The following is a 12,053-nucleotide window of genomic DNA, read 5'->3' as shown; positions in this document are numbered from 1 at the left end:
GCGGGCGTCCCATCGTCAGGCGAGCTTCGCGCTCAGCAGATAACGCTCGCGGCTTTCGGCTGCCCGGCGGCGCAGTTCGTCGAGCGCGCGCTCTTCGGTTTCGTCGAGCATCGATTCGAGCAGGCGATTGAAGTGCCGGCGCATCGCGAGCCGTGCGCCCGCAGCGTCACGGCGGCGCAAGGCCTCGACCACATCGGCATGTTCGGCCTGCCGCGCGCTGCCATCCTTGCGGCAGACGAGCGAGTGACTCTGTTTGACCTCGGGCAGTTCCAGACGCATCCGCCACAGTCGTTCAATGACGTGGATAATTGCCTTGTTGTTCGACGCCGCGGCAATCGTCATGTGAAATTCGCGGTCGATCGCGCTTACTTCCTCTTCGCTCTTGCCATCGTCGGCCATTGCCGCGAGCAGTTCGTCGAGCTTCGCCAGCGTTTCGGCCGAGATCGTCGGGGCGGCCAGCGCCGCCGCCTCCGCTTCGAACAGCGAGCGCGCTTCGGTCAGTTCGAACGCGCTGACCTTGGGCAGGATCGAATTGTCGTCGGGAAGCGGCGTCGCGACATAGGCACCCGCGCCCGTCCGGATGTGAATCCACCCGGTTGCCTGCAGCGCAATCTCGGCTTCGCGGATCGTCACGCGGCTGACCTCGAACTGTTCGGACAATTCGCGTTCGCCGGGGAGGCGGGTTCCCGGCGGATAGGTTCCGTCGTGAATGAGGCGGCGGATCGTATCGGCAATCTCTTCGAAAAGGCGGCGTTCGGCCATCGTCAATATACTCCCCGCTCCAATGTCAGGAAGTCTATACAATCAGGTAGGACAAGTTTGAAGCCCATCACCGTCCGCCGTTTCAGTTTTTCTCGGCGCACGCGCGCGGGTCGGGAATGCGGCGGCCGCAGAGGAAGGCCAAAGCACGCGCCGTCATCATCCGCTGGCTGTCCGCATCGAATTTCCCGTGCCCCCCGCCGGGTACGATGAAGAGGTCGGCCGGAACCGCGAGTTCATCGAGCCGCCGCTTGAGGTCGATCGACTGGGCCACCGGAACCACAGGGTCGGCATCGCCATGGCCGATAAAGACCGGCGGAACATCGCTGCGAAGCCAGGCAATCGGCGACATGCGGCGCGCCATCCTATCGGCCCCATCCCCCTCCCCGATCCAGTTTGCAACCGTAGCGTGGCGCGCGCCCGAAGCGTCCTTCGTCGCTGTCAGATCGGTCGGACCATAAAGATCAACGACCGCCGCAGCGCGGCCCGCGCCGCGACATTCGGCAGGATCGATGGCATTTTCGTCAGGCAGCAGCCCGACCATCAAAGCCAGATGCGCACCCGCCGACGTGCCCGAGACGACGATCCGGGCGCGGTCGAAGCCATAGCGCTCGGCGTTGGCGTCGACCCAGTGGAGCGCGCAGCGCGCGTCCTCGACCGCCGCCGGTGCCCGCGCCGCGCCGGCGAGGCGATATTCGACCGTAACCACCGAAAAGCCGGCGGCGACATAGGGGCGGAAGCCGGTCCAGCTTTCGGGGCGCGCGCCGCGGGCCCAGCCGCCACCGTGGAAATGGATGAGGACCGGGCCCGGCTTCTTGCGGACGGCTGGATGAACATAGAGGTCGAGACGCAGCGGCCTGCCACCCACCGTGCGGTAAACAGCGTCCTTGACGACGCGACCGGGCGCGATTTCATCCGTGGCCGACGCTCCCGGTGCCAGGAGCGCCGCCATCGCGGCGATGCCGGAGAGGACAAGCCGGCGGGACAAGCTAGATCCGCGCCCGGATGCCGATGAAATATTTCGACCCGTAATAATGATATTGGCGGCTGCTGCCATAGACCGGCATGTAGGTCGCCTTCGGTTCGTTGAAGATATTGATCGCCTCGAAGCGCAGCGAAACCCCCCGCATCAGCGCCAGCGAGGCGCGGAAATCGACGGTTTCGCTGGGCCCGACGTAGCGCAGCTGGCTGTTGCCGCCGACGAAGTCCTGATAATATTTCGACCGGTAATTATAGATTGCCTGCAGCGATACGGGGCCGATTTCATAATAGGCCTGCGCCGAAAGGACGTGCTTCGAATAGCCTGACAGACCGGCCGGCGCGATCAACCCCGGCGACACCGTTTCGGTTTCGGGATCATAGACGTCGCCGAGGCGAACATCCTGATTTTCGAAATTGGCGTCGGCATAATTATAGCTGACCTTTGCCCCCAGACCGTCGAGCGGCTTGGGCAGGAAGCTGAAGCGCGTCGCAGCGGTCAGTTCGATGCCGTAGATGCGCGACTTGTCGGGGCTGTTGCGCGTCTGGATCACCGGAACGGTCACGTCCTGCCCGTCGACGGTGAAGCTTTCGTCATAGACCACCGGCTGAAAGCCGCCGGTGAACTTCTTGTAATAGACGGTCGCCGACAACAGGCTATCCTTGTTCGGATACCATTCGATCGCCGCATCGGCATTCCAGGACATCAGCGGCTTGAGGCGCGGGCTACCGTTTGCGCGCGCATTTTCGATCGCATCCTGGACCGAGGTAAAGCTACCGCCATCCTCGAGCGTGAAGGTCCGCCCGGCACCAAGCGCGCTGGGTGCCGGGCGCGACATCGCGCGGTAGCCGGCGAGACGCAGCAGCATGTTTGGCGCGACCTCGAAAATCGCGTTGACGCTGGGCAGGATGCGCGTCGTCCCGCTCTTGATCGTGACCGTGTCGAACTCGCCGCTGTCGTCGAGGCGAATGGTGCCGTCGCCATTGTCGACGATAACCAGGTCGCTGCGCAGCCCGTTCGAGGTCACATCGGTTTTGACCACGCGAACGCCGAAATTGCCCCGAACCGGAAGATTGCCGAGGTCGCCTTCATATTCGGCCATCACATAGCCCGCGAGCGTGCGTTCGGTGACGTCGCGGTTCGCGACCGAACGGATATCGTCGGGAAGCCCGGGATCTTCGGTGCCGAGATATTCGCGGAACAGGCAGTCGACGTCGAAGGTCGCCCAGCTATGAATGTCATTGCCGTCGGCGGCGGTGAGATAATCGCGCTGCGGAAAGGCCTGACGGCAGAGATTGTTGATCCGCTGATCCTCGGTCCGGGCCGGATTCTGGTTGAAGTCGCCGTTGCGGACATCATAGTCGCGGTAGGTCAGCCGCGCCCAGCGCGCACCCGCCGAAATGCTCCGCAAAAAGCCGTCCATTTCATAAATCGCGTCGACGCGCCCGGCGACAATCTCGTTGCGGCGCTTGGCCTCGTCGCGGCGGAAGCGGGCATCGTCCCAGAAGAGGTCGTGGTTGTCGAGATCGAAGCGCGGATCGATCGTGATCGTCGGGACGAAGCTGCCCGGCGCAAGGTCATACGTGTAGGGAATGCGCATATTGTTGAAGACGGTACGCACGCCGTTGACGTCGGTCGGATCGGTGCGGAGGCGGAAGTTGCGCTCGATTTCCTTGCGGATCGTCCGCGAATAGCTGCCGTCGGCAGTCAACGTCAGCCGGTCGTTCGGCTTCCACTCGACCGACAGGCCGCCACCCAGATATTCTTCCGACCGCGAAAGTTCGGACCCATTGGATTCGAGAGAACTCTGGCCCTCCAGGTGGCGAACGATACCGTTGGCGTCATATTCGACGTTGACGAGACTGCGCCGCGCTTCGGACAGCGTCAGATCGCGCCGGCTCTCGACATATGTGCGGTCCGAATATTGGACGTCGAGATTGACGTTGATCCGGTCCGACGGGCGCCACTGGATAGCACCGAAAGCGGCATCGCGCTGGTCGGTCTCGCTGATCTGGCGGAAAATATAGCTGTTCGGGACCAGATAATAGGGAATGTCGCTGCCATAATCCTCGCGAGCGAGTTCGGTGCAATTATTGTTCGTCACCACGATGTCGGCGCGGCATGCGCTCCACGTCGTGCTCGCTGCATAGGTTTCTTCGGGGTTGTTCGTGTCGTTGCGCTGAAAGCCGATCGAGATGCCGATCGTGTCGTTCGCGAACTGATCGACATAGCTCAGCGTGCCGCGCCAGCCGGTGCCACCCGATCCGACGATCCGGTTGCCATAGGGATTATATTGCCCCTTGATTTCCCCCTGGATGCGACGCTTGCCGAAATCGAGCGGACGCAGCGTACCGATCTCGATCGTGCCCGCAACGCCGCCTTCGACCAGATTGGCCTGCTGGGTCTTGTAGATCTTGATATTGTTGACGAGTTCCGACGGAAACTGATTGAAGTTCACCGAACGGTCACCGCTGCCATTGGTCGCATCGCGGCCGTTGAAGGTTGCGTTGGACAGGAAAGGGCCAAGGCCGCGAAGCGCGATTTCGGAGGCATCGCCCTTTTCGCGGTGCGTCGTCGCACCGGTGATCGTCTGGATCGCCTGCCCCACCGACAGCGCCGGCAAGTCGCCGATATCGTCCGCCGACAGCGCGTCGACGATCGCCGTCTCGCGGCGCTTTACGCTGATCGAATTCTGGATCGTCTCGCGGATGCCGGTGACGACGATCGCATCATCATCGGTCGCCGCGCCTTCAGCAGAACCGGTCGCATCCTGCGCCGCCGCCGGGGCGGCAAGCAGCAGCAGCGGCCCGACCCCCGCCAGCAAAGCCGCGCGAAGCGCACGATTATCGACCTGCTGCTGAACCTTCACGCCGTCTCTCCCTCGAATATCATGATTCTGTTCTGACCAATATGGTCGAACATTGCATATATTTTGTCAACCATTGTGTAAGCTAAATTGGTATGACCAATTTTATACCCCGCAATCGAACCGCTGTCAGGGGACGAGCTGGCTCGCCAGCCCCGGCACCGCGACAGCGAGGGCCTGCGTCACAAGGCGCGCCGTGACTTCAGCGCCAACGTCGCCCAGATGCGTATAATCGAACTTGCGTGTCACCTGCCCCCGCGCGCCCTTGCCGGTAATCGGCGGCGGTGGTGGTGGCGCGGGACGCGCCGCGAGCGTGGTTCCCGCTCTGGCTGCGGCAAGCTCCTCGTCGCTCGGCGCCTCTTGCGCAAGTTGCGTCGCCGTCTCGGCGCCCATCTTCTGCACCTGCGCCGCGCTCAACGCGTTGAGGTCGACCAGCGGCACGTCCATCGCCTTGGCGACGTTGCGGACCTGATCCGACCAGCTTGCAAGCGTGTTGCGAAGCTCGCCATCGCGAAACTCGCGGCGCGTCAGCGGCGTCACGAGCACCGGGACCGCCCCCGCCGCGCGCACCTCCTCGACGAAGCGCCGCAAATTTGCAGGAAATTCCGACGTCTCGTCGGTCCAGCGTTCGGCCTTGCTCGACTGATCATTGTGCGCAAACTGGATGAGCACATAGGTCGCGCGATAGCCCGGCACCTTCGCTTCGCCGAGCGCGATGTCCCAGCTCCCCTCCTGGCGGTAGCTGCGCGTGCTGCGACCGCCGCGCCCGGCGTTGACGCACGCCACCGACGATTTGACATGGCCGGCACAGAAGGCGCCGCCCCAGCCGCTGTGCGGCGCCATCGTCGAATCGCCGACGAGGATGATCTTGTAGGGCGAAAGCGGCTCGGCATCGGTCCGCTCGCGCTCCTTGGCCTGCGCGCCGCCGGCAAGCGCGGCGGCGAACAGCGGAATGGCTAACCAGCGCATATCCTGTCCCTTCTGCTATGGATTACATCGTCACGAAAAATAGAGCCCGCCGTTGACGTCGAGGCAGACGCCGGCAAGAAAGCTCGCCGCAGGCGATGCAAGATAGGCGATGGTATCGGCGACCTCGTCGGGATGACCTTCCCGGCGCAGCGGCGTGTTTCCGGCGGTCGCTGCACGGCCCTCCGGCTTCGAGAAAATATCGTGAAAGCTCGTTCCGATCAGTCCGGGGCAAACCGCATTGACGCGGATTCCCTGCGGTCCCAATTCCTTTGCCATCGACCGCGTATAGGTCATCAAAGCGCCCTTCGCGGTGGCGTAAACCGAGGCGCCGGGGCCGCCGCCGTCGCGTCCGGCCTGGCTGGAGACATTCACGACCGCCGATCCCTCGCCGAGGAAAGGCAGGGCAGCCTGGAGGACGAGGAAAGCCGATTTGAGGTTGAGCGTGATGACATGGTCGAAGAAGGCTTCGTCCATCTCGCCCAGCGTCTTGCGCGCGACCATTCCGCCAGCAAGGTTGACAAGAATGTCGAGCCGACCGCTGAACGCGACCCCGACCTCGTCGAGCATCGCGCGCACTGCGCCGCTGTCGGTCACGTCGGCCTGGACCAGAAAGGCGTCGCCCCCCGCATCGCGGATCGTCTGCAGCGTTGCTTCGGCGGCTTCGCGGCCGCTGTTGTAATTGATCGCGACGCGCGCTCCGGCGCGCGCGAGCGCGATCGATACCGACCGGCCGATATCGCGGCCGCCGCCGGTGACGAGCGCAGTTTTTCCTTGGAGATTCATCGAATTCTTTTCCTTATTCTTGGGTGTTGCGGGGCGCTGTCGCGACGGGTTCGACGCGGCCGCCGATCAGTCGAAATGCGAGGAAGGAGAGCGGAACGATCGCCGCCGACAGCGCGAAGATCGGCGCATAGCCATTCTTTGTGAGGACCGGCACGAGCCAGGTGGTGATCAGCGTCCCGGCGACCGCGGCGGTGCCGCTTATCCCGGCAAGGCTACCGACCGCCCCGCCGCCGAAATAATCGCTCGGCAGCGTCTGGATATTGCCGATCGCCATCTGGAAACCGAACAATATCCCCGCGATCAGCAGGACGGCGCTGAGCGGATCGTCGGCACCGATCGTCGCAAGCAGCGTGGGGAGCATGATCGCGCAGCCAATGCCGATCGTCAGCGTGCGCGCCTTGTGGACGCTTCCGCCGGCGGCGATGATCCGCCCCGCCAGCCAACCGCCGAACAGGCTGCCCAGCATGGCGCCGACGAAGGGCACCCAGGCGAACAGCCCGATCTGCTTCACGTCGAAGCCGAAGGTCTCCGCAAGGTAGATCGGCAGCCACGATACGAACAACCACCACACCGGATCGAGGAAGAAGCGTGACAGGATGACGCCCCAGCTCTGCCGATGGCGGAGAAGTTCGCCGAGCGGCACGCGGCGATCATCGCCCGGTCCGGCCTCGGCACGGCCGGTCAGAATATGCTGACGCTCCGCTTCGCTGAGCCAGGGATGGTTTTCAGGATCGCCCTTGTAGAACCATAGCCACGGAACCAGCCAGATGAAGCCCAAGATACCGACGATCAGGAAGGTGCCGTGCCAGCCGAATTGGACGAAAAGCAATGCGACGAGAGGGGCCGAGACGATCCCGCCCAGCGACGCCCCGGCGTTGAATATGCCCTGGGCGAGCGCGCGTTCGCGCGAAGGGAACCAGAGCGCATTGGCCTTGGCCGCGCCCGGCCAGTTCCCCGCTTCGCTGACCCCCAAAGTCGCGCGCAGCACGCCGAGCAGCGGCATCGATCGGACAAGCGCGTGCGCCGCGATCGACAGCGACCAGAAGAGGATCGAGATGGTGAAGCCCATCCGTGTCCCGATCGCGTCGAACACCCGCCCGAACAGCGACTGACCGAAGGCATAGGCGACCATGAAGATCGTCACGAGCAGCGCATAATCTTCCTTGGTGGCGCCGATGTCTTTCGACACTTCGGGCCACATCACCGCGAGCGCGTTGCGGTCGATATAGTTGATGACGGTGGCGAGGCCGATGAGGCCGATCACGCACCAGCGCAGGCCGCCCTTCATTTTGCGCCTCCCTTGGCAAGATCGAAGCGGCCGACGGGGCCGGTCCATGAATGCGCGGCACCGTCGATCGTGACGCTGTGCGGCGCGTCCGCGGCGACATTGTCGGCCACCGCGATCGCCAGACGGCGGCCGCCGGCCAGCGTGATGACCACGAGGTCGGCGTCGCCGAGGCGGCGGTGGTCGAGCCCCACAACCCGCGCGCGGCTGCCGACGACTGTCTCGGCCGATGCGTCATAGGACCCATGCGGTTCGAGCAGGCTGACGAAGGTCGCGCTGTCGGCGCCGTCGATACGCTGGATCAGCACGGGCTGCCGGCGCAGGTTGAACTCGGGGTCGTTTGCGCCGCTTTCCGCGAGGATGAAGCGGGCGCCCGCGGGCGGCGCCATATGGTAGCTGTAGAAGCGGTTGCCCTGCATGAAGGTGAGCCGCGCCGCCGTGCTTGCCGCCTTGTCCGCCGCGCTGCCCACGCCATCGACCCACAGATGCTGGTAGCCGTTTGCGGTGCCCAGCACCGGCCGCTCGGCCAGCTTGCGATCGAAAACGATATCGCTGTCGATAATCTGTCCGGAAAAGTGCAGCGGCAGGTCATAGCGATGCCTGCCGCCGCCAGTTCCACGGAGGATATCGAGAATAAGGGGATTGCCGAGCCCGTCGATGTCGAGCAGCAACAGCGCGCGGCGGATCGCGACGCCCTTGTAAGCACCGTAGATCGCCGCGATCGAATAGCGCGTCGGACCGTCGAGGCTGCTCGCGAGTTGCTGGGTGGGAACTTTCTCTCCGGCCTTCCAGTCGCCCGCAAAATGGCTTTGTTCGTCGACGACGAGCGTATTGTGCGCCACCGTCGCACTCGCCCAGCTGTCGTTTTCGGGCAGATAACGTCCGCCGCGCTTGGCCTCGACATTCAGGAAGCGCGCCGCGCCATAATCGGTGACGACCGCGCCGGTCTCGTCATAATAGAGCCAGTTCAGGCGGTCGAAATGTCCGTGCCCCATGCCCTGCACGGTATTTTTGACAACGAGCAGCGGACCGGTCGCCGTCGGGCGATCGCGCAGCAGGACAAGTGCCCCGCCCTTGCCATCAGGCCCGTCCGACAGCAGCCGCGAGGCAAAGGGCCACGGCCTGGCCTTGCCTGCCGCAACGTCCGCCGCCAGCGCTTCTCCCGCGGGTGTCAGCACCGTATGTCCCTGCCGCTCGGCGATCGACAGAAAGACGGGATCGCGCGTCGCGGCATAGGCTATTGCAACCGCCTGATAGAGCTCATCGGTGCGCAAGCTCTTGTCGGGCATCGCATCGTTGATCGGAAGGAAATAGCCGTCGTGGGTGACGTCGATGGCGGTTCGCACGGCTTTCAGGACGATGCCGCCGCGATAGTCGAAGATCTTGCGCTGCGGTTCGTTGGCGTCGATCGCGGCAGCGAAGACCACGAAGGGCATCAAGGCATAGCGCTGATAATAGGGGCCTTCGGCGTAATAGCCGTCCGGCGAGAAGAGCAGGTCGAGCTGGCGCAGGAAGCCCGTCTTGCCGCTCTTGTCGAGCCCCAGCAAAGCCTTGTCGACCAGATCACGGTCGCCCAGCAAATAGCCCGCGAGCCCGACGCCGGCGCAGGCCCAGGTCGCATGATTATGGATCCGGCCGATCACCTCCGGTGACCCGTCTGACAGGAATTTCGCCATCGGACGGATCGCGCCATCGTCGATGCGCGCGCGCTCGGCGGGGGTCAGCGCATCGCGGATCTGCGCATAGCCCTGCACCGCATTGACGAGGAAGACGCTGTCGTTGAGGCTCTGCCAGAACAGCCGGCCGGCCGCCTGGTTCGCAGCCGCCGGGTGCGGCCCGAGCGTCGGATAAAGCTTGGCATAGGCGAGCAGCAGGTCGCGGACATGGTCGCGGTAGCGGACGTCGCCCGTAAGCCGGTAGAGCTGACCGCCCTCGAAGATGATCCGGTAATTGCGCTTATGCTGTTCGTGGGTGAAGCCGCCGCCCGGATCCTTCGGCACGGGCACATTGATCCCCGCCCGGATCGAGGCCTCGACATCGCGTTTCGCCGCTTCGACTTCGGCCGCGAACAACGGCGCATAGGATCGGGTGTGCTCTGCGGAAGGCGGCGGCGCGGCGACGGCAGCCGTGGCTGGGACGGCAGCGGCGAGCAGAAGCGCAAGGGATCGCATCATGGCCGCGCCTCCATGGCATTGTTCGACAGATCTGCGCGCAGCGGGCCTTTATAGACCAGTTCTTCGACCCGCGGCGCCGGGGTGGCGGCAAAGCTGTTGCCGCTGATCCGTGTGTCGGGCGCGCCCACCGAATGAATGATCGCAATCGCGCCCGATTTCGCGAACGCATTGGCCGTAATACGGACATGCTGCGCACCCGAAATGCGCAGCGCCACGCCGTCAGTGCCGCTGTCGACCACATTCGACCCGGTCATCGCAAACCACGGACCGAAGGTGCTCTCGTCCGTCCCCTTGCGCAGCAGATCGGCAATCATGCCGACGCCGGCAAAGCTGCTGTCCGCGATCGTCAGCCGCTCCATCGGATACCAGCCTTTCGGCTCCTGTTCGCCGGTCCCGTCGATAACGACACCCATGTCGGCGAAGCTGCTGTTCGCAATGATGATGTCGTCGGCGAAGGTTCCCGGCGCCATCGCGACCCCGGTGAGGCGTCCCTTGGCCGGTCCCCGCACTGACACGCCGTCGAGGGCGATCGCATAATTGGGGGCAGCGCCAGCTTCGATCGCGATCAACGGCCCGGCGCCTCCGGCGGCGTGCGCGTCGATCGCCAGATTTTCTACCCGCAAACCACCGCCGCCGACGATCCGCGCAAGCTGCGAGACGATGTGGAGCACGGGCTTTGCGTCTTTGGCGCCGGCGATGGTCAGCCGGTGGCGCACCGTCAGCGGCGCTGGAATATCATAGGTGCCAGTCGCAAGTGTCAGCGTGTCGCCGGGCTGCGCGCCTGCGACCGCCGCGGCGAGCGACGCGCCCGCGGCAACTCGGCGCGTGACGCCAGCGCCGAACGCCGCTTCGGGCGCTGTGCTTCGATACCAGCTGGCACCCACTTCGTCGCGCGTCACCGGACGAAGATCGCGCGGTGCGCCAATGGCGGCGAGCGCCGGGTCGGTCGGATACAGCAGGCCGTTCGCGCCGCGTTCGAGCGTGACCTCGCGCTGCTCGACCCCTGCGCCAAGCAGCGGCGTCGCCACGCGCGCCTCGACATTGTCGGCGAACGCAATGCCGCCGATTGCGCCTTCCGCCCGGAAGGAATCCTGTCCCTTAGCCCCGACGATCAGGTTGCGATCGAAGCGGCTGTCGACGGGCGGGGCCGAGCGTTCGGCATCGGCCCCGGCGGCGAAGGTGATGCGCGCGGCGTCGATGATGCTATTGCCCTCGATCCGCGCATTGGCGACCTGATGATAGCGATTGATCACCGAATTGGGGACGCCGTTCATCACACTGATCGCGCTCTTGAACGAGGTGCCGGCAAGCCCCTCCAGATAATTGTCGCGCACGATCTGATCGCGATTGATCACGCGCACGCCGCCGGTGTCAGGAACCCCCTGGCCGAAGAAGATATTGCGTTCGACGATATTGCCGTTGCCGTGCCGCAGCACGAAAGCGCCCTGCGAGGCGAGCACCAGATTCTCGCGGATGATATTGCCGCCCGATTTGACCGAAACGATCTCGACTTCGCCGCTGCAGCGATCGAAGATGTTGCGCTCGACGAGCGTGTGACTGTCCGACAGCGATTCCTCGCTCGTCCCGATGCGGATCGTCTCGCCTCCATTCGATCCGAGCGGCGGGCGCGGTCCGAAATAATTATGATCGATGCGGTGCCGGTTATCGAGCGGATCGCCCGCCTTGCGGATCACCGCGAGGGTAACGCCGCTGTTTGTCTTGCCCTCGAAATGCGAATGATCGACGCGGTTCCCGGTCCCGTAGAGCGCGACCCAAATATCTTCTGCGCGGCGGTCGGCCTTGCTGAAGCCGTCGATCACCACCTCGGTGACACGCGAATCGCGCGCCAGGTCGGACGAATTGCGCCGGAAGGAGATGACCTCGGCGGTCGGGCTGGCGCCATCCTTGAAGACGAGGCCCGACACGATCAGGTGGCGCCCCGCCAGTCGCAGGTTCGACTGACCGGTGAGAACGACCTTGCCCTTGGTTTGCGCCGCGAGGGTGATCGGCTTCGTCGCGGTGCCGGTGCCGACGAACAGCGCCTGGAAATCGCGCCATTCGCCGTCGGCAAGCAGGATGGCGTCGCCGGGTTTCGCCGCCTTGACCGCCGCGCGGAACTGCGCGGGATCGGACACGAGCAGGTCGCGCGCGTTCGCCGGCGCCGCGGCGGACGCGAGAAGCGCGAGGATCAGAACCGAACCGATTTTCAATGCCTCATCCTTTTATCTTGCCCTGCGC

The 12,053-nt window shown here is 64.5% G+C and carries 8 protein-coding genes; all 8 read right to left on the bottom strand.

What is annotated here, in order from left to right:
* Positions 1-15 precede the first annotated feature (15 nt).
* Positions 16-762 carry a FadR/GntR family transcriptional regulator gene (locus tag STE01S_RS08980; RefSeq protein ID WP_062767146.1) on the bottom strand — a complete coding sequence of 249 codons (747 nt, stop codon included), beginning with the start codon at positions 760-762 and terminating at the stop codon, positions 16-18.
* An 82-nt stretch (positions 763-844) separates the two neighbouring features.
* Positions 845-1,711, bottom strand: a complete 867-nt coding sequence (locus tag STE01S_RS08975; protein WP_162928241.1) for an alpha/beta hydrolase — start codon at positions 1,709-1,711, stop codon at positions 845-847.
* A 37-nt stretch (positions 1,712-1,748) separates the two neighbouring features.
* Complete coding sequence (locus tag STE01S_RS08970; RefSeq protein WP_082813277.1) at positions 1,749-4,607, bottom strand: TonB-dependent receptor; 2,859 nt, start codon at positions 4,605-4,607, stop codon at positions 1,749-1,751.
* A gap of 126 nt (positions 4,608-4,733) precedes the next feature.
* On the bottom strand, positions 4,734-5,573 hold the full coding sequence (locus STE01S_RS08965) for a rhamnogalacturonan acetylesterase (RefSeq protein WP_062767142.1): 840 nt from the start codon (positions 5,571-5,573) through the stop codon (positions 4,734-4,736).
* Positions 5,574-5,603: 30 nt separating this feature from the next.
* Complete coding sequence (locus STE01S_RS08960) at positions 5,604-6,356, bottom strand: SDR family NAD(P)-dependent oxidoreductase (protein WP_062767140.1); 753 nt, start codon at positions 6,354-6,356, stop codon at positions 5,604-5,606.
* 13 nt (positions 6,357-6,369) lie between these two features.
* On the bottom strand, positions 6,370-7,644 hold the full coding sequence (locus STE01S_RS08955; RefSeq protein WP_120694169.1) for an MFS transporter: 1,275 nt from the start codon (positions 7,642-7,644) through the stop codon (positions 6,370-6,372).
* Positions 7,641-9,815: a heparinase II/III domain-containing protein gene (locus STE01S_RS08950; RefSeq protein WP_082813276.1), complete on the bottom strand. Its 2,175-nt coding sequence runs from the start codon at positions 9,813-9,815 to the stop codon at positions 7,641-7,643. Before STE01S_RS08950 ends, STE01S_RS08955 begins: the two co-directional genes overlap by 4 nt.
* Entirely contained in the window at positions 9,812-12,025 is a 2,214-nt protein-coding gene (locus tag STE01S_RS08945; protein WP_120694168.1) for a polysaccharide lyase 6 family protein, read from the bottom strand. Before STE01S_RS08945 ends, STE01S_RS08950 begins: the two co-directional genes overlap by 4 nt.
* Between the last annotated feature and the right edge of the window lie 28 nt (positions 12,026-12,053).

The sequence above is a fragment of the Sphingopyxis terrae subsp. terrae NBRC 15098 genome (assembly GCF_001598815.1).
In the GTDB taxonomy this organism is placed as follows: domain Bacteria; phylum Pseudomonadota; class Alphaproteobacteria; order Sphingomonadales; family Sphingomonadaceae; genus Sphingopyxis; species Sphingopyxis terrae.
This window is presented reverse-complemented; position numbering and strand designations above follow the sequence as displayed.

Bases quoted from the DNA above. Each gene is read 5' to 3' on its own strand.
- STE01S_RS08980 (WP_062767146.1), bottom strand. From the start codon at position 762: ATGGCCGAACGCCGCCTTTTCGAAGAGATTGCCGATACGATCCGCCGC.
- STE01S_RS08975 (WP_162928241.1), bottom strand. From the start codon at position 1,711: ATGGCGGCGCTCCTGGCACCGGGAGCGTCGGCCACGGATGAAATCGCG.
- STE01S_RS08965 (WP_062767142.1), bottom strand. From the start codon at position 5,573: ATGCGCTGGTTAGCCATTCCGCTGTTCGCCGCCGCGCTTGCCGGCGGC.
- STE01S_RS08960 (WP_062767140.1), bottom strand. From the start codon at position 6,356: ATGAATCTCCAAGGAAAAACTGCGCTCGTCACCGGCGGCGGCCGCGAT.
- STE01S_RS08955 (WP_120694169.1), bottom strand. From the start codon at position 7,644: ATGAAGGGCGGCCTGCGCTGGTGCGTGATCGGCCTCATCGGCCTCGCC.
- STE01S_RS08950 (WP_082813276.1), bottom strand. From the start codon at position 9,815: ATGATGCGATCCCTTGCGCTTCTGCTCGCCGCTGCCGTCCCAGCCACG.